The sequence below is a fragment of the Vibrio nomapromontoriensis genome, assembly GCF_050337205.1.
Taxonomy (GTDB): domain Bacteria; phylum Pseudomonadota; class Gammaproteobacteria; order Enterobacterales; family Vibrionaceae; genus Vibrio; species Vibrio nomapromontoriensis.
This window is the reverse complement of the sequence record NZ_JAKJSS010000014.1, coordinates 83,194-102,234: the sequence shown is the minus strand read 5'-3', so window position 1 is coordinate 102,234 and position 19,041 is coordinate 83,194. Positions and strand designations below refer to the sequence as shown.

Below are 19,041 nucleotides of genomic sequence, written 5' to 3'. Positions count from 1 at the left end.
CAAAGCTCGTTTCTTTGTCTCAATCTTTGGGGCGATGCACACTTTGTTTGTCACCTAATAAAAGGAAAATGTCAGTAAGATGGAAAGTTAAACGCGAGAATAGGAGTGATAACGATATCGACTATGGTATTGTTATTTTACAGATACCGATCATCCTTAAAGAAAAATTAAAAGGTAAAACCATGACCAAAATTGCAATGCTAAGTACAGGTGAAGAAGTCTTGTATGGCGATATTGTCGATACGAACGCCGCATGGCTTAGTAGGGTGTTTTATGAGAACGGTTTTTCGATGCATAAGCGTTCCACCGTCGGGGATCAGCGCGCCTCTCTGTTGCAAGAATTGATTATGTTGAGCCTAAATCTTGACGTGGTCATCGTCAACGGAGGTCTTGGACCCACATCGGACGATCTTAGTGCTGAAGTTGCGGCTGAAGCGGCTGAAGAGCCACTGGTGCTTAACGAAGAATGGTTAGCAACGCTAGAAGCTTTTTATGCTTCTCGTGGCAAGGTTATGCCAGAGAGCAACATTAAGCAGGCTGTATTGCCAGAAAGCGCCTCTATTGTGGACAACCCTATAGGGACGGCTTGTGGCTTTAAGATGTACATCAATGATTGCCTGTTTTACTTTACCCCTGGTGTGCCAAGTGAATTTAAAAAGATGGCAACAGAGCAAATATTACCCGATCTCAAGCGAGAGTTTGGACAGTCCGAGGGGCGTGAATGTCGCCGCCTATATACGTTCGGTCTTTCCGAGTCTGGTATCGCAGATACCTTGTCTGTGATTGCTTTGCCAGACGGCTATGAGCTTGGTTATCGTTCGTACCTACCTTTTATTGAAGTAAAGCTCTTTGGTCCTTCTCAAGATGTAGAGAAAGGCGTGCGCCTCCTCGCGATGATAGAAAAATTACTGCATCAAAATGTGGTCAGTGTTGATGAGCCTATGTTGTCTCGTATTAGCCACTTAGTGGACACTCATAAGCCGACACTCGCCATATCGGAACATGCGACTAAAGGGTATTTATCGGCATGGCTACAAGATGATGAGACATTAGCTCAATATTGCGGAGCGACATGGATACTCGGTGACAAAACTTCATCACCTTTAACGACAGAAGGAGAGCCTCTAGGTGCGGTCCTTGCATTGGCCGCCGCGACGAAAAGTAATTGCCATGCAGATATTGCATTGGCAACGGGAAAATTTGAGTCGGGTGTATTTTCAGTTGCGATTGCGACGCCGAAAGGAGAGTGGGGACAGATTCTCCAACTACAACGCAAGTATAGCTCGAAGGATGTGAAAACGATCATTGCTACGGTCGCTGGGGACATGTTACGACGTTACTTAGATGGTAAGCCAATGTTTCCCGATTATGGCTACGTGAATCGTAAAGAGGAGATTTATGTGCCTTCTAGTGTGCTGTAAGGGGCGGGTCAGTCAGGGTTTTTCGTGGTTGGTATAGCCACATAAAAGCTATTCAATTAAGTGCGTATATGCCAATTGGTTATCACCATATAAATATAAGATCTATATCACAGTATATTGATCTTAAAGCAAAAGTTTAGATTCTCATTTTTGAGAGTAGCTCTTCTTAAAAAATTGATTAGAATCAATGTTCACTCTGGAAACAGTGGTGTCTAGGGAGGAAGCAATGATTCAACAATCAAAGATTCGTGTGGTATACCAAGTCGCAAATGAGAAGATCATGTTAGGCGAAGCCTTTAGTAAAACATGCGGTGATATTGCGGCGATGTGGTTGAAAGCACCGATGGAAGACCTTTTGTCTGATGAAGAAGGATTTAAGATTTCACTTTATGATGATGGTGGTCGTCACGTTGCCGATAAGGCTGTTTCGATGGGTACCGCCGATAGCATTCTCGCGACGGTTGATTAGCCGTCTACATCGTATTTTCTCTTTATAAGCCGGTTTATTAAGCCGGCTTTTCTTTTTGTAGTGGCATGCTCAGCCATTTATTTCTGCCCTTTTCTTATTACCTCTGCTGTCTGACACCTATCGTAGGTTCGTTATCTATAGCGAATGATACGCCAGTAGTTATTAACTAATGTATTCATCAAATGTGATCTATTTTGTGCTTTTGCTCTAATTTTAATCACAATTATAAATCATGGCTCATACTCGATGTAACACGTTTATTACGGTTAGAGTATGAAGTTATTATGAGTGCATCATCGCTGGTGGAAATCGAAAGCCTATTTAACGATAACGGGGAACCAGAATTTGGTCACCTTACTGCTATCCCTAAATACCTTGGTTTAGAACGTTTTGTTTATCGCACCACAATGGACAAAACGGCAAATCGCTTGGCGAAGTATTTTCATTATAAGCAGTTTCAATTTGTCAGTATTAGTACGCCAGATTCCATCATAGGGGTGGCTATGGCTGACATACGTTACCTCGGCAATAGTTTCTATTATGTTTATGACATTGCCACGAATGAGCTTATAGAGGCGAAAACAATCCAACCCTTGGGCTATCGCTATCAGTTAATGCCTTCGCCATGGCAAAGCATCAGCTATTTTAACGCTTTGGGAACACGGATTGAAATCGAGGAGGGGCTATGGCGAGTCACCGTTGATTCTGAGTTACTTGATATGGATATCATATTGAACCCTCCTAGTGTGGGAGGCCCGCTCATGCTGTGTACGCCTACGGGTTATTCAGGCTGGACGTATACGCAAAAACACAATGCTTTGGCGGTAACAGGCCGTATAAAGGTCCAAGGTAAAGCGCTTGATGTGTCGACTTGTCTTGCTGGTTATGATTTTTCTGCAGGCTATATGAGGCAAGAGACCAGTTGGCGCTGGGCCAGTCTTAATGCGATGGTCAACGAGCGTCGAATCGGTGTAAATTTAGCGGCTGGTGTCAACGAAACAGGGGCGACGGAAAACACGTTATGGATCGATGGGCAACGTTATCTACTTAATGGTGTGCATTTTGATTTTGATCGGTTGGACTCGAATAAACCATGGCGGATCTATGGGGATGACGGTGCCATCGATCTTACCTTTCAACCCCTTCAATCAAGGTCAGAAAAGCTCAACTTTGGACTATTGAAGAGCAATTTTCGCCAGTACGTCGGTTACTTTTCCGGAGTATTAACGGATCTGGAAGGTAATCGCTATCCATTAGACCGTGTGCTCGGTTTGACGGAAGATCATTATGCCAAATGGTAAGGAGAACTTAGCGTGACTGATATCGTCGATAACCCAGAGTGGCTATTACTGCTGCTTGCGCCTGTTTTTGTTGCAATGATGGTACTTGAATATGCGTTTGGGCAGCGTGCAGGGAGGGTACCTAAGTCGGGTCATTATTCGTTAAAAGAGCTTATGTGCAATTTTAGCTTGGCCGGGTTGCATCAGTTGTCTGATCTGCTTGCGGGTCTACTTATTTCCTATTTATATTTGAGTGTATTTGGCTGGCGCTTGTTTGATATAGAAATGTCGCTATCAATGTTTTTATTACTGATGATTTTGCAGGATTTTTTCTATTATTGGTTCCATAGAGCGAGTCATCGAGTTCGTTGGATGTGGGCGGCACATGTTGTTCATCATAGCTCGGAGGGCATGAATTTTAGTACTGCCTTTAGACAAAGCCTAATGTACCCATTAGCCGGGATGTGGTTATTCTGGTTACCACTGATTGTCATAGGGTTTGACCCTAAGTGGGTAGTGTTCGTTGTGCTGTTGAATTTGGGGTTACAGTTTTTCGTGCATACTCAATGGATCAAGCGTCTTGGTTGGTTGGAATGGGTGTTTAATACCCCTTCGCATCATCGTGTTCATCATGGCCGGAATTCGCAATACATCGATAAAAATTATGCCGGAGTGCTGATAGTCTGGGACCGGATATTTGGTACGTTTGAACCTGAAGTGGAGACGGTAAGATATGGCATCAGCAAGCCAGTCGAGAGCTTTAATCCCATTACAGTGACATTTGCCGAGTGGAAAGACATGTGGCGGGATGTTTTTGCACCAGACAAAACGTTAAAGCAACGGCTTACTACCATGCTATTGCCGCCGAATGATAACAAATAAGGCAATTAGGGTCGGTGGTATAGAACAAGATTAACGACAGATTTAAATGAGCGGCAATAAAAACGGCTCATGAAGAGCCGTTTAAAGAGGAGCGAGCTTGTTTATGCTCGCTTCTTTACTTGATGCGCAATATCGCCGAGTTCAATATTCGTTTTCGCCCGACAGATACAAGGTAATATTTCATTACTTTTTGTGTAAGCCATTGCAAACCCTACGTATTCCACTTCTCCAGAAACCAACGTACAGCGACAAGCGCCACAATGACCGTCTCGGCAGTTGTACTCTGGTTCTAACCCCGCTTGTTCTAGGGTCTCTAAGACCGTATTAGAAGGGTTAGATTCAATGGTAGTGATAGAGTTTATCTTAATGGTTGGCATTAAAGTTCGAAGTCCTCGAAGTCGTTTGCACTGACTTCATTGTCAATTTGTCCAACAAGATAAGAACTGATTTCGGCTTCTTGAGGGGCAACTTGAACATTATCTGAAGATAACCAAGCGTTAATCCAAGGAATCGGGTTTGACGTTGCTTCCGGATAAGCTACACCCAAACCAACTGCTTGCATACGCACGTTAGTGATGTACTCAACGTACTGGCACAGGATATCTTTATTTAAGCCAATCATAGAACCATCTTTGAATAGGTATTCAGCCCATTCTTTTTCTTGTTCTGCTGCATCTTTAAATAGGTCGAAACAGTCTTGCTTACACTCTTCTGCAATTTGCATGAATGAGAAATCATCCTGGCCATTACGAAGAATGTTAACCATGTGCTGCGTGCCAGTAAGGTGCAATGCTTCATCACGTGCAATCAGCTTAATGATTTTTGCGTTACCTTCCATCAGCTCGCGCTCCGCAAAGGCAAACGAACAAGCAAAACTTACGTAGAAACGAATCGCTTCCAACGCGTTCACTGACATCAAGCAAAGGTAGAGTTTTTTCTTAAGCTCATACAGGCTAACTTTAACTTCGTCACCATTCAGAACGTGCGTACCTTCGCCGTAGCGGTGGTAGTCATTTGTTGCTTGAATGAGGTCGTCGTAGTAATGCGCAATGTCTTTAGCACGTTTTAAAATGTGCTCATTTTCCACGATGTCGTCAAAGACGACACTTGGGTCATTGACAATATTGCGAATGATGTGTGTATATGAGCGAGAGTGGATCGTTTCAGAGAACGACCATGTTTCAATCCAAGTTTCAAGCTCTGGAAGTGACACCAATGGTAAAAGCGCAACGTTAGGGCTACGACCTTGAATTGAATCTAGTAACGTTTGATATTTCAAGTTACTGATGAAAATGTGCTTTTCATGTTCTGGTAGCTTGTTGTAGTCGATACGATCGCTGGATACGTCAACTTCTTCTGGTCGCCAGAAAAAGGAAAGCTGTTTCTCGATCAACTTTTCGAAAATCTCGAATTTTTGTTGGTCATAACGCGCTACGTTGACCGGTTGGCCTAAGAACATTGGTTCTTTTAGGGCGTTATTTTTTGTTTGAGTAAAAGTACTGTAAGCCATGGTGCTGCAATCCTTTTTAGCCCCTTCGCTAAGGAAAGGGCTGTGTTACTAATTTGTCTTATGAACGGTTAAATCTTACAACCGCCGCCTGCACAATCATCTTCTTGTTCAACAACCACGCCTTTATCGCCTTGGTCATCTTTTGCACCGTCTCGGGTGTTATGATAGTACAGAGTTTTTACACCGAACTTATAGGCAGTCAGAAGGTCTTGAAGTAATTTCTTCATCGGAACCTTACCGCTGTCATAGACGCTCGGGTCATAGTTTGTGTTAGCTGAGATAGCTTGGTCAACAAACTTTTGCATGATGCCCACAAGGTGCAGGTAGCCGTCGTTGTTACCAATCTCCCAAAGTAACTCGTAGTTCTCTTTAAGATTGACAAAATCAGGCACAACTTGCTTCAAAATACCATCTTTAGAGGCTTTTACTGAAACGTAGCCACGAGGCGGCTCAATGCCATTGGTCGCATTTGAAATTTGAGATGACGTCTCTGACGGCATAAGTGCAGTCAATGTCGAGTTTCTTAGGCCAAACTCCATGATTTCTTCACGCAGCTTATCCCAGTCGTAATGCAGTGGCTCGTCACATAAAGAGTTGATATCACTCTTGTAAGTGTCGATAGGCAACAAACCTTTCGCGTAGTTGGTTTCGTTAAATAGAGGGCAACGACCTTGCTCTTTCGATAACTCAACTGAAGCCTTCAATAGGTGATATTGAATCGCTTCAAAGGTGCGGTGTGTCAGATTATTCGCTGACCCATCAGAGTACTTCACGCCATTCTTCGCTAAGTAGTAGGCGTAGTTAATCACACCAACCCCTAACGTACGGCGGTTCATAGTGGACTTGTACGCTGCTGGTAGCGGGTAATCTTGGTAGTCGAGTAGTGCGTCTAACGCACGAACCACAAGGTCAGAAAGCTCAGCAAGATCATCAAGCTCATTGATAGCACCAAGGTTAAATGCAGACAGAGTACAAAGTGCGATTTCGCCTTCGTCATCTTCAACGTTACTCAGTGGTTTAGTTGGCAGCGCGATTTCCAAACAAAGGTTAGATTGACGGACTGGAGCAACTTTTGAATCAAATGGGCTGTGTGTATTACAGTGATCGACATTCTGAATGTAGATACGACCCGTTGATGCACGCTCTTGCATGAGCAATGAGAAAAGCTCGACCGCTTTAACCGTTTCTTTTTTGATTGAAGGGGCGTTTTCGTATTGAACGTATAGGCGCTCAAATTCGTCTTGATCTTCAAAAAATGCGTCGTATAAACCCGGTACGTCAGACGGCGAGAACAAGGTAATATTGCCACCTTTTACAAGACGCGAGTACATCAGCTTATTGAGTTGAACGCCATAGTCCATATGACGAACACGGTTTTCTTCAACACCACGGTTATTCTTCAATACAAGCAGTGATTGAACTTCACCATGCCACATCGGATAGAAAACGGTCGCAGCACCGCCACGAACACCACCTTGAGAGCAACATTTAACTGCCGTTTGGAAGTATTTGTAGAATGGGATACAGCCAGTGTGGAAGGCTTCGCCGCCACGGATTTCCGAACCAAGGGCACGAATACGACCTGCGTTGATACCAATACCAGCGCGTTGTGAAACGTAACGAACGATAGAGCTTGCTGTCGCGTTAATCGAATCTAAGCTGTCACCACACTCAATCAGTACACAAGAGCTAAACTGGCGAGTAGGGGTACGTACACCAGACATAATCGGTGTAGGTAGAGAAATCTTGAAAGTTGATGTCGCATCGTAGAATCGCTTGATGTAGTCAAGACGCGTTTCTTTTGGATACTTAGCAAATAAACAAGCAGCAACTAAAATGTACAAAAATTGTGCGCTTTCAAAGATTTGACCCGTTACACGGTTTTGCACGAAGTACTTACCTTCCAGCTGTTTAACAGCGGCGTAGGAGAAATCGTGATCACGAGTGTGGTCAATGTAGCTATCGAGCTCATCAAATTCAGCTTTGGTGTAGTCAACAAGGAGGTGCTTGTCGTATTTACCTGCTTCAACCATCTTAGACACCTGGTCAAATAGCGTTGGCGGCTCGTATTGGCCGTACGCTTTTTTACGAAGGTGGAAAATAGCTAAGCGAGCAGATAAATATTGATAATCTGGCGTCTCTTCTGAAATGAGATCGGCTGCTGACTTAATGATGGTCTCATGAATATCAGATGTCGTGATCCCATCGTAAAACTGGATATGAGCTTTAAGTTCTACTTGCGAGACAGATACATTCTGAAGACCTTCGGCTGCCCATGCGATAACACGGTGAATCTTCTCAAGGTCGATAGTTTCTTTGCGGCCATTACGTTTGGTAACGGTTAGTTGCTGGTTCATTCTGAGGTGTTCCCTAACAAAACAATATGAAGTCTTGCTTTTATGAAATTTTGTTGAGTCTTAGCGATGACTTCGTGATCCAAGTCGCCCTATAGCTTTTTGTTGTTAACACAAGATATAGGGGTAATTTGCATTCCGGCTTACAAGATAGTGCTATAAGCCAAAATTTTCAAGTTCACATATTTGTTTGAAACTGTGGATAAGCAGGGGACAGAAAAAAACAGTTAGTAGATACTAACCATTGAAGATAGAGCAGACTTAGCGGTGAAATTTATGTGCTAGCAAAACGGTTTTCTTTTAACCATTTCAAAAAAAAATTCCTTGATCTTTGATAATTTCTGGACGGTATTGAGTAGATAATTAAAAGTGCGATATTAGGCTGCAAAACGCACAGGTTTGTCTTGTTTTTGTAGCGTATTTGTGTCGAAAAATTAACGTGGTTAACCTTATACTATGCAGGGGGTTAGCTGTGAGGGTTTTATGGTGGGTCGGCCATGGCGGAAGTGAGCATTGGACGATTATGTTTGAGGTGCTTACGACACAAAGGGTAGGCGGTGAATTCTACCCTTTGTGTTCATGAGAATCTTCTATTTTGATTTTTCTGTGTAGACAATGTAGTTGACGTCGACACGCTTACCTAGCTTGTAGCTATCCGTAAGTGGGTTGTACTGTAGACCTGTGATACCTTTTTCGACCAATTCGGTTTTGTCGACCATTTTTATCAGCTCCGATGGCTTGATAAACTTTTCATGGTCGTGGGTACCATCGGGTACGATTTTGAGTAGCTTCTCTGCACCAACAATGGCGAATAAGTATGACTGTAGGTTACGATTCAACGTCGAAAAAAAGACTTGTCCGCCGGGCTTTACAAGTTTTGCGCATGAAGCAATGACAGAGGCAGGGTCTGGGACATGCTCTAGCATCTCCATGCAAGTCACAACGTCATATTCTCCAGCATGCTCACTCGCATGCTGCTCAACAGTGCTTTGTACATAAGTGAGTTTGGTACCCGTTTCTAACGCATGCAGTCTTGCCACCTCTAGCGGCTCTTTACCCATATCGAGGCCGGTCACGGTTGCGCCTTGGACCGCCATACTTTCGGCGAGTATGCCACCACCACAGCCGACATCGAGGACTTTTTTGCCAAACAGCCCATTGGCATTTTCAAGAACATAGTTAAGTCGCAATGGGTTAATTTGATGAAGAGGTTTGAACTCACCTTCAAGATCCCACCAACGGCTTGCCATATCTTCAAACTTTTTGATTTCGTCTAAATCGACGTTCTGATGCTTATCCATACCGAGCAATGCCTATTTCCAATTTTTCGTCGAGTATACCGCAAATCTTTTTTACCACGAATACTATGAAGCAGGTTTGTGTGTTTTTGCCTACGTTGGTAAATTTAAGTCAAATAGTGGCGGTTTTTTCATCACTTATCAGTGTGATGGTTTCGAAATGTGCAAATAGTGGACAGTTGAATCGTAACAAAGGTCACAACATGATAAAAGCCGCGTGAAAGTGATGCCGCACCTCGTATTATTGTGTTATATTTTCTGACCTTATACGTATCGAATATACGATCAAAATATAGAGGGATATTGGCTCTATGAGCGATCTAGCTAAAGAGATCACGCCCGTAAACATAGAAGATGAGCTGAGAGGCTCTTATCTCGACTACGCGATGTCAGTTATCGTGGGTCGTGCTCTTCCTGATGTGCGTGATGGCCTTAAACCAGTTCACCGTCGTGTTTTATTCGCGATGAATGTTCTGGGTAATGATTGGAACAAAGCATACAAAAAATCCGCCCGTGTGGTAGGTGATGTTATTGGTAAATATCACCCACACGGTGATAGTGCAGTCTACGACACGATTGTTCGTATGGCTCAGCCATTCTCACTTCGCTACATGCTGGTCGATGGGCAAGGTAACTTTGGCTCGATCGATGGTGATTCAGCAGCCGCAATGCGTTACACCGAAGTGCGCATGGCGAAAATAGCACACGAGCTATTAGCGGATTTAGATAAAGAAACCGTAGACTACGTTCCTAACTATGATGGAACGGAGCAAATACCTGCTGTACTACCAACTAAGATCCCTAACCTATTGGTTAACGGTGCTTCTGGTATCGCGGTAGGTATGGCGACAAACATTCCACCTCATAACTTAAATGAAGTCGTAGATGGTTGTTTGGCGTACATTGCAAATGAAGACATTACGATTGATGAGCTCATGGATTATATCCCTGGGCCAGACTTCCCGACTGCAGCACTAATCAGTGGCCGTAAAGGCATCATTGAAGCGTACAAGACGGGGCGCGGTAAAGTGTATATGCGCTCGAAAGCGGATATTGAAGTAGAGAAAAGTGGTAAAGAAACCATTATCGTTACTGAAATCCCGTATCAAGTGAACAAAGCACGCCTGATTGAGAAAATTGCTGAACTTGTTAAAGACAAGAAGGTAGAAGGCATTAGTGCACTGCGTGATGAGTCGGATAAAGACGGCATGCGTATTGTTATCGAATGTAAGCGTGATGCTGTGGGTGAGGTGGTTCTTAATAACCTTTATTCGCAAACTCAACTGCAAACGACGTTTGGCATCAACATGGTTGCGCTTAACAACGGCCAGCCACAGCTTTTCAACCTGAAAGATATGTTGAAGTGCTTCGTTGATCACCGTCGTGAAGTAGTAACGCGTCGTACTATCTTTGAACTGAAGAAAGCTCGTGACCGTGCTCATATCCTTGAAGCTTTATCTCTTGCATTGGCGAACATCGATGAAATCATCGAACTGATCCGTAATGCACCAACGCCAGCGGAAGCGAAAGCTGGTCTTGTGGCGCGTGGCTGGGAGTTAGGTAATGTTGCTTCTATGCTTGAAAGAGCAGGTACTGACGCTGCGCGTCCTGATTGGTTAGAAGACGAATACGGTATCCGTGACGGCCTTTACTACCTAACAGAACAACAAGCTCAAGCGATTCTTGAACTTCGTCTACACCGCTTAACCGGTCTAGAGCATGAGAAGATTCTTGATGAATACAAAGCGCTTCTAGAAGAAATTGCTGAACTAATGCACATTCTGGCGAGCACAGAGCGCTTGATGGAAGTGATTCGCGAAGAGCTTGAATTAGTTCAAGCGACTTACGGCGATGCACGTCGTAGTGAAATCACTGCTGCAGTGCACGATATTGATATGGAAGAGCTGATTGCTCGTGAAGATGTGGTAGTCACCCTATCTCACGAAGGCTATGTGAAATATCAAATCCTAAGCGACTACGAGGCTCAACGCCGTGGTGGTAAAGGTAAGAGTGCGACTAAGATGAAAGAAGAGGATTACATCGAGCGTCTGCTTGTTGCGAATACTCATGACAACATCCTGTGCTTCTCTACTCGCGGTAAAACTTACCGTCTGAAAGTGTATCAACTGCCTCTCGCGAGCCGTGCAGCACGTGGTAAGCCGATTGTTAACCTGCTTCCATTGGAAGAAGGCGAGCGTATTACTGCTATTCTGCCAGTCAGCGAATTTAGCCCAGAGAAGTTCATCTTCATGGCGACAGGTGACGGTACGGTTAAGAAGACGTCGTTGGATCAATTCTCTAACGTACGTTCGAATGGCTTAATTGCTGTTAACTTACGTGATGATGATTCATTGATTGGTGTTGATATTACCAACGGTGATAGCGACATCATGCTGTTCTCTAAAGCGGGTAAAGTCGTTCGCTTTAGTGAAGATAAAGTCCGTGCTATGGGACGTACTGCTGCAGGTGTCCGTGGTATGAAACTTGCTGATGATGACCAAGTTGTGTCGTTGATTGTTCCTTCCAACGAAGGTGACATTTTAACGGTAACGAAAAATGGTTACGGTAAACGAACGGAGCTTGCTGAATACCCAACTAAGGGTCGTGCAACTCAAGGCGTTGTGTCTATCAAAGTTTCAGAGCGAAATGGTCCAGTAGTTGGCGCGGTTCAAGTTGAGCTAGGCGATGAAATGATGATGATCACTGATGCTGGTACGTTAGTTCGTACACGCGTCGCGGAAGTAAGCCAAGTTGGCCGAAATACGCAAGGTGTGACACTGATTAGAACGGCGGATGATGAATCAGTGGTTGGTCTTCAACGCATTGATGAAGTAGAAGAAGCGGATTTACCTGAAGGAGAAGTTCTTGAAGGTGAAGAAGCAACGACTACTGCATCTGTAGAGGAAGCGCCACAAGTAGACGCAGAACCTAAAGACGAAGCAGGCGATGAAGAGTAATCTTCTAAGCTAAGATCTTCTGAAGTAGGATAAGAAAAAGCCGAGCATAGCTCGGCTTTTTTGTGTCTATCGTATTTCTGGGGATAGATGCAGTTATCTAGTCTTAAACTAAACCCTAGATTAATCGCAGGTAACGCTTAATCTAGGGAGGAGTGATGTTACAGGATACGTGCTCTAAAACTGCGACCTTTCATTTTGCCGTTTTCAATTTTACCGTGTGCTTTTTTAGCAATCTTTTTCTCAACCGCGACAAATGACGCCATAGGGAACATGTTGATTTTACCAATCTGCGCACCTTGAATGGTTTTGTCACCAGTTAGCGCCCCAAGAATATCGCCTGGACGTAGCTTTTGCTTTTTACCACCAGATACTTGGATCGTCACCATTTTAGCCTGATAAGGTTGATTTGATGATTGTGCTGGCAATTGGCTTGGCTCAATGGGCATATCAAGATATTCGTCGATTAGAGCCACACGATGCATTTCATTGCTGCTAAAGAAGCTAAACGCGAGCCCCTTATTACCTGCGCGGCCAGTACGACCAATGCGGTGAACATGGACTTCAGGATCACGTGATAACTCATAGTTAAACACGGCGTCTAGGTTATCGACATCGAGTCCACGAGCGGCAACATCCGTTGCTACTAGGACGGTAACACTTTTGTTCGCAAACTGAACCAATGCGCGGTCGCGTTCTTTTTGTTCTAAGTCGCCATGAAGATCAATGACGCTAAAGCCGCGGTGATGAAGCTCATCGGCAACATTTTGAACTTCTTTCTTAGTGTTACAGAATACAACAGCGGACTCAGGTTGGTGAGTCAGTAGTAAGTTCTCTAATGCATTATCTCGGTCTTCATGCGAATCTAATTTGTAGAAGAACTGTTGGATACTGCTGTGATCATGTTTGCTTTCAACTTTAACCACTTCGGGTTTATTCATGATACGAGAAGCAATCGCTTCAATTTGTTTAGGGAACGTTGCGCTAAAGAGCAAGGTTTGACGCTCTTTTGGTACTTCGCTAATGATAGCATCTAGTGCGTCCTGGAAGCCCATATCCAGCATGCGATCTGCTTCATCTAGTACTAGAGTGTTTAATTCGCTTAGGTCAATACGACCTCGCTCTAAATGGTCGAGAATACGACCAGGTGTACCCACTAGGATATGCGCGCCGTGTTCAAGTGATCCTATTTGAGGACCCATAGGCGTTCCACCACATAAAGTTAGTACCTTAATGTTGTGAATAGAGCGCGCTAGGTTACGAATCTCTTTTGCAACTTGGTCTGCAAGCTCGCGAGTAGGACACAGCACGAGTGATTGTACTCGAAAGCGTTTAACACGCAGGTTAGAGAGTAATCCAAGACCAAATGCAGCTGTTTTACCTGAACCGGTTTTTCCCTGACCGATAACGTCTTTACCATCAAGAATCAAAGGCAGCGATTGTGCTTGAATCTCAGTCATATTGGTAAAGCCAAGTCCTTCTAGGTTACTTAACAAAGAAGGGGATAAATTTAGGGTAGAGAAAGTGGAACTGGAACTGTTCAAGTGCGATCCTTAGTGGTCATAGGGCAAGGGGCTATTATCGTCATTATTGGCGTGGATACCAGTAATATATGTGATATTAGCCCAACCTCTTTAGTTGTTGATGCTTTGAATATAATCGAATATCTCGATAACTTGTTGCTTGGTAAGTACGCCCTTCCAAGCAGGCATACCTTCATTTCCAGTGAGTACTGTGTCTACTAGCTCTGCTTCAGATTCAAAGAATGAGTTTAATCCTTGGTAAATATTCGAAGGCGCTTCAGCTAACGCTTGTCCGGCAATACCATCGCCATGGCCTTTTACACCATGGCAACTGACACAATAAGTGGGGTAAAGGGTCTCGCCACTATTATTGCTGCCTCCATCGTTACTATTACTAGAAGATGCATAGCAAAAAGAGGTCAGTGTTAGTAGTGATGCTGCAATAAAGTATTTCATTCTGATTTCCATTGTTTGTGTCATTTGCTGAGAGGATAATACGGGAAGTATTAATCAGAATGCAATGTGGTATTAATATTGAGTTCATAAAAGCCTTTCAAAATATGAAAGGCTAATGGCACTAAGTCGATTGATGGGTGAGATCGCTGATTGCTATCGAGATAATTTTGGGTTACCGAGATAGCGAATTCTGAACCAGATACTTTTCTATTAAGAGAAAGGTGACTGTTATCAAGGTAGACAGGTGTTACTGAGGTTGAGCCGTTCTCATCCAGTCACGATATGCGTCTGCCCCGTCTTCGCCTTCTGCTGGCGACCAAGAAGCAAAGTCTTGCGGTTGTGTTGGAAGGTAAGCCCCTTCTTTTATTTCTAAGCCAACCGTGCCTTCGCTCATACAAGCGTAACCATGCCAAGTTCCTGGTGGGATCTCGATAGCTCGGTTAGTATCCGGTGAGAGGCTATGGCGCTCTGTCACGTGGCCTTCATCGTTGAAGATTAGCAGATCAAGCTGACCTTTTAATACTAAAAACAGTTCCCACTTATGTGACTCACTGTGCCTGTGAGGTCGCATATAGGTATCAGGTTCTGTTGATATGAATAAACGTTGTACGTTTGCGTCTAGTTGCTCGTGTAAATTATGGTGGCTGCGCTGGCGGGGGGCTTGTTTTGCGTTGTTTGAAAACGTATCAAAGTCTTGATTACTGATTATTTTTAACATTGCTAGGCTCTGTAAAGTGAACGATGCCGGGTATTCTAAAGCTTTGAGCAAAATGTGCAGCAACAAATTTTATATTGCCGTGTTTCTATTTAAATCGATGCCAACCTAGTCGCGTCAAAGTGTGATTATGATTCCAGTTCGTTCGAATTAAAGTGTACGAAAATGTCATGATGTTATTATCATTTTATGACTATAGATTAACCAGTTACGATGGTGGAGAACGCAGTGGAAGCAGCAATTAACCAGTTAAAAAAGGACTTTTACGCTCACCTAAAGTCGTATCAGGAACCGAAAGCAGCAAGTGGTTTCAAAACCCTTTCTATTTTAACTCAAGATGAATTAGCCGAGCTTGAAAATGTTTGGATTCAATTAGCAGTTTGGAAACAGACTCAGGCATAAAGTTCACCGCATTCACACTATTTAATGGCTGCGCTCCCATCGTTGAAGTGATAATTTAACCATTAGATCATACGGTCAAACAGGTCACATTTTTATAACCCTAGGTGGAAGCACTTAGGGTTTTTTAGTGTCTTCATACTACCGACTGTTATATTATAACAACGGTTATAACAAAGTTATCATTGAAAACTCAGTGACCAACCCCCATAGTCAAGGGTAGAGTGTAGTGTGAACTGGCTAAGACGACATTGATATTGGCCTAAAAAATCAAGTGAGAGAAGTTATGGCGGAAGTACGAGCCAGAATAGAATTAAAAGTTGGACTTAATAGTGATATCCAAGCTGAGATGCTTTCCTTTCGTGGACTTAGCACAGACAAAGAGCACGTTGCTCTAATCTTTAAAAACGTCGACCAGCAACAAGATATCCCTTTGGTGAGAATGCACTCGGAATGTTTAACTGGCGATGTCTTCCACTCATCTCGTTGTGATTGTGGGGAACAGTTAGAAGAAACCATACAAAAAATGGGTGCTGAAGGCGGCATTATTCTTTATCTACGCCAAGAAGGGCGAGGTATTGGTTTATATAATAAGCTTGATGCCTATAAGCTACAATCTGAAGGCATGAATACCTATGAAGCCAATAACCATCTAGGTTTTGGTGATGATCTTCGAGACTTTTCTGAAGCAGCACAAATGCTACAAGCACTGGGTATGGATGTGATTAAATTGGTCACTAACAATCCGAAGAAAGTCCGAGAACTGCAAGAGCATGGCATCACTATTAAAGAGGTAGTGAACACCAACGCTCATGTAAAAGACGGAAACGAAAGTTACCTAAAAGCCAAAGTGTCCCATGGTAAGCACAATCTGAAATTCTAACGCCACGTTTTAATTTGTTAAGAAACCTCACGAAAGTGGGGTTTTTTTGTATTAGTCATTGAAAATAAATTGTAACTGAGTATTATTGCGCATTGATAGTGTTAATGATAACAATTCGCACTACGAAATAATAATTATGCTCAACAAGGATGCTTCAATGAATGTAACCACTTTTGTGAAGAGTGCAGTGGCTGCCTCTCTGGTACTGACTTCAACGACTGCGCTATCTGCAGTTTCGCAACAACAAGTCGTCGAACATTACGCCGATTTGGCTCATGCCGTTTTCTCCGATGCCCTTATTACGGCCAAATCGCTAGACACTTCTATTAACACTTTTTTAGCAAACCCTTCAGAAAAGGGTTTATCTGATGTAAAACAAGCATGGATCGCTTCTCGTGTACCTTATCAACAAACCGAAGTGTTTCGTTTTGGCAATGCTGTCGTTGATGAATGGGAAGGGCAACTTAATGCTTGGCCGCTCGATGAAGGTTTGATTGATTATGTTAGCTCAGACTACCAATACGAATTAGGTAATGATGGTGCGCAAGCCAACATTGTGGCGAATGAAAGCCTAACCATCGGTGCAAACACGCTCGATACTAAAGCGATTACACCGGCATTGATTGCTGATTTGAACGAAGTCGGTGGCTCAGAAGCGAATGTTGCTTCGGGTTATCATGCCATTGAATTTCTGTTGTGGGGGCAAGATCTTAACGGCACAAATGCGGGTGCCGGCGAGCGTCCTTACACGGATTATGTAGTGGGTGAAGGTTGTAGTAACGGTAATTGTGCGCGACGTGCTGAGTATTTACAGGCGGCGTCAACCTTGTTAATTCAAGATTTGGCATGGATGGAAAAACAGTGGTCGGATTCAGAGAAAAATAATTACCGCTCGACGCTGTTGGCAGATAAACCAGTTAACGGTGTGAGAAAAATGCTGTTTGGTATGGGCTCGTTATCGCTTGGCGAACTGGCAGGCGAGCGTATGAAAGTGGCATTAGAAGCTAACTCGACTGAAGATGAGCACGATTGCTTCTCGGATAATACTCACAACTCACATTACTACAATGAGCAAGGTATCTACAACGTGTATACCGGAACGTATGTACGTACCAATGGGACTTTAGTTGTCGGTCCAAGTATCGCGGACCTTGTTGCACAAAAAGATAAGATGGCCGCGAAAGAAATTCAAAAGCAGTTCGACGTGACTCGTGCTCAAGTTGGTCAACTGGTCTCTTCTGCGGAAAACGATAACCAACACTTTGATCAGCTTATCGCCTCAAACAACCCTCAAGGTAACAAATTGGTCAACGATACGATCGTCGCGTTAGTTGCTCAGACCGGTTCTATTGAGCGTGCCGCTGGAATTATTGGCATCACAAGCTTGAACCCAGACACGGCAGACCATGACTTTTAGTTGGTCTGAATTCTCGTTAGTTCTTAACAGATAATAATAAAAAGGGGGATGAACCCCCTTTGTTGATCCGATATGAGTGAGTGTTGAATGTTTAAAATATTATGGCCCGCCGCCTTTGCCGTCATGTCTATGTTTAGTTATGCCGAACAGCCAAATAGCAAATATTCTGGTGGTAAAACGACTGTTAATAAGCAAGGGGCTAACGCCTTTTCTCTTCCCGCGGCAAACCTACCGATGAGTAAGCGGTTGGATTTTAGTGTGGGAAACAGTTTCTTCCGAAACCCTTGGGTTCAAGCGCCCGCATCAACGGATGCTAGAGATGGACTTGGCCCATTATTTAATACCAATGGTTGTCAAAACTGTCATATCAAAGATGGACGAGGACATCCGCCTGAGGCAAATGATCAGCATGCGGTTTCAATGTTGGTACGATTAAGTATACCCGCCGAAACAGAAGCACAGAAAAGCCAAATTAAGCGATCAGGGGTGATTCCAGAGCCAACATATGGTGGTCAGCTGCAAGATTTCGCTCTACCTAATATGACACCGGAAGGTCAGATAAGCATTACATATAGTGAGCTTCCTGTTCAATTTAGTGATGGGACGACTGTCCTTCTGCGTAAACCAAATTTAAAGATTGTTGAGTTGGCGTATGGAGATATGCACCCAGATGTCATGATGTCTGCAAGAGTGGCACCACCTATGATTGGCCTTGGGTTATTGGAATCCATACCTGAATCAACAATTCTAGAAATGGCAAAACAACAAGCTAAAGATGGTTCGACGGTTTCAGGTAAACCTAATTATGTCCTGGATGCGCGTACCCAAAAAATGGCATTAGGTCGCTTTGGTTGGAAGGCTGGACAACCCAACTTAATGCAACAAAATGCCGCAGCATTTCAAGGTGATCTCGGCCTCACCAGCACGCTATTTCCTTCCGAAAACTGCTCGTCACAGCAAGATGTGTGTCATGAAGGGGTAAGTGGAGGGGTTCCAGAAGTGAGTGACAAAATTTTAGACTTTGTCGAGTTTTATAGCCAACATTTAGCCGTACCTAGCCGTAGGAATACTCAAGACCCACAAGTGATTGAAGGGCAAGAACTCTTTACGAAAGTCGGTTGTGAGAGCTGTCATCGAACGAATGTTCAAACCGATACTCGAGAGAACTTACCCGCTTTATCGGCGCAAAGGATTCATCCTTATACTGATATGTTGTTGCATGATATGGGGGAAGGCTTGGCCGACAATCGACCTGAATATGCTGCGACAGGTCAAGAATGGCGGACGCCGCCGTTATGGGGCATTGGTTATACCAAAGAAGTGAATGGGCATACGTATTTTCTTCATGATGGGCGAGCGAGAAACTTAACCGAAGCCATTGTGTGGCATGGTGGTGAAGCAAAAGCAACACAGCAGAATTTCTTGGCTCTAAGTGGTAAAGAGCGTCAGGCGTTGATTGCTTTTTTGAACTCATTATAAG

At 43.7% G+C, this 19,041-nt stretch carries 16 protein-coding genes; 9 read left to right on the top strand and 7 right to left on the bottom strand.

The features are described 5' to 3' along the window. Positions 1-182: 182 nt before the first annotated feature. From L4D05_RS18245 to L4D05_RS18230, 4 genes are all read left to right on the top strand, one after another. Entirely contained in the window at positions 183-1,421 is a 1,239-nt protein-coding gene (locus tag L4D05_RS18245; RefSeq protein WP_428794888.1) for a CinA family nicotinamide mononucleotide deamidase-related protein, read from the top strand. 226 nt (positions 1,422-1,647) lie between these two features. Further along, positions 1,648-1,890, top strand: a complete 243-nt coding sequence (locus L4D05_RS18240) for a hypothetical protein (protein WP_265675548.1) — start codon at positions 1,648-1,650, stop codon at positions 1,888-1,890. A 284-nt stretch (positions 1,891-2,174) separates the two neighbouring features. Then, positions 2,175-3,191: a DUF2804 domain-containing protein gene (locus tag L4D05_RS18235; protein ID WP_428794843.1), complete on the top strand. Its 1,017-nt coding sequence runs from the start codon at positions 2,175-2,177 to the stop codon at positions 3,189-3,191. 12 nt (positions 3,192-3,203) lie between these two features. After that, the gene (locus tag L4D05_RS18230; protein ID WP_428794842.1) at positions 3,204-4,052 is read left to right on the top strand and encodes a sterol desaturase family protein; all 849 of its coding nucleotides are present in this window, start codon (positions 3,204-3,206) and stop codon (positions 4,050-4,052) included. A 101-nt stretch (positions 4,053-4,153) separates the two neighbouring features. Here L4D05_RS18230 and yfaE read toward each other — a convergent pair whose 3' ends face one another. From yfaE to ubiG, 4 genes are all read right to left on the bottom strand, one after another. After that, entirely contained in the window at positions 4,154-4,429 is a 276-nt protein-coding gene (yfaE, locus tag L4D05_RS18225; protein WP_428753512.1) for a class I ribonucleotide reductase maintenance protein YfaE, read from the bottom strand. Then, on the bottom strand, positions 4,429-5,562 hold the full coding sequence (nrdB, locus tag L4D05_RS18220; RefSeq protein WP_428753511.1) for a class Ia ribonucleoside-diphosphate reductase subunit beta: 1,134 nt from the start codon (positions 5,560-5,562) through the stop codon (positions 4,429-4,431). Before nrdB ends, yfaE begins: the two co-directional genes overlap by 1 nt. Positions 5,563-5,630: 68 nt before the next feature. Further along, on the bottom strand, positions 5,631-7,919 hold the full coding sequence (nrdA, locus tag L4D05_RS18215; protein ID WP_428794841.1) for a class 1a ribonucleoside-diphosphate reductase subunit alpha: 2,289 nt from the start codon (positions 7,917-7,919) through the stop codon (positions 5,631-5,633). A gap of 587 nt (positions 7,920-8,506) precedes the next feature. Continuing rightward, positions 8,507-9,217 (bottom strand): bifunctional 2-polyprenyl-6-hydroxyphenol methylase/3-demethylubiquinol 3-O-methyltransferase UbiG, encoded by a 711-nt coding sequence (gene ubiG, locus L4D05_RS18210; protein ID WP_428794840.1) that lies wholly within the window; start codon positions 9,215-9,217, stop codon positions 8,507-8,509. A gap of 308 nt (positions 9,218-9,525) precedes the next feature. Here ubiG and gyrA point away from each other — a divergent pair, with 308 nt between their 5' ends. Continuing rightward, positions 9,526-12,171, top strand: coding sequence for a DNA topoisomerase (ATP-hydrolyzing) subunit A (gene gyrA / locus L4D05_RS18205; protein WP_428794839.1), 2,646 nt, complete (start codon positions 9,526-9,528; stop codon positions 12,169-12,171). Between the two features lie 158 nt (positions 12,172-12,329). Here gyrA and dbpA read toward each other — a convergent pair whose 3' ends face one another. The 3 genes from dbpA to L4D05_RS18190 form a co-directional block, all read right to left on the bottom strand. After that, a complete protein-coding gene (gene dbpA, locus L4D05_RS18200) occupies positions 12,330-13,712 on the bottom strand; it encodes an ATP-dependent RNA helicase DbpA (protein WP_428794838.1) in 1,383 nt (460 codons plus the stop codon). A 90-nt stretch (positions 13,713-13,802) separates the two neighbouring features. Continuing rightward, positions 13,803-14,147, bottom strand: a complete 345-nt coding sequence (locus L4D05_RS18195) for a c-type cytochrome (protein WP_428794837.1) — start codon at positions 14,145-14,147, stop codon at positions 13,803-13,805. A gap of 247 nt (positions 14,148-14,394) precedes the next feature. Then, positions 14,395-14,865 (bottom strand): WbuC family cupin fold metalloprotein, encoded by a 471-nt coding sequence (locus tag L4D05_RS18190; protein WP_428794836.1) that lies wholly within the window; start codon positions 14,863-14,865, stop codon positions 14,395-14,397. 225 nt (positions 14,866-15,090) lie between these two features. Here L4D05_RS18190 and L4D05_RS18185 point away from each other — a divergent pair, with 225 nt between their 5' ends. From L4D05_RS18185 to L4D05_RS18170, 4 genes are all read left to right on the top strand, one after another. Then, complete coding sequence (locus L4D05_RS18185) at positions 15,091-15,264, top strand: hypothetical protein (protein ID WP_428753505.1); 174 nt, start codon at positions 15,091-15,093, stop codon at positions 15,262-15,264. Between the two features lie 283 nt (positions 15,265-15,547). Then, positions 15,548-16,144, top strand: a complete 597-nt coding sequence (locus L4D05_RS18180) for a GTP cyclohydrolase II (protein WP_428753504.1) — start codon at positions 15,548-15,550, stop codon at positions 16,142-16,144. 157 nt (positions 16,145-16,301) lie between these two features. After that, positions 16,302-17,561, top strand: coding sequence for an imelysin family protein (locus tag L4D05_RS18175; RefSeq protein ID WP_428753503.1), 1,260 nt, complete (start codon positions 16,302-16,304; stop codon positions 17,559-17,561). A 123-nt stretch (positions 17,562-17,684) separates the two neighbouring features. Next, positions 17,685-19,040, top strand: a complete 1,356-nt coding sequence (locus L4D05_RS18170; RefSeq protein ID WP_428794887.1) for a di-heme oxidoreductase family protein — start codon at positions 17,685-17,687, stop codon at positions 19,038-19,040. Position 19,041 lies beyond the last annotated feature (1 nt).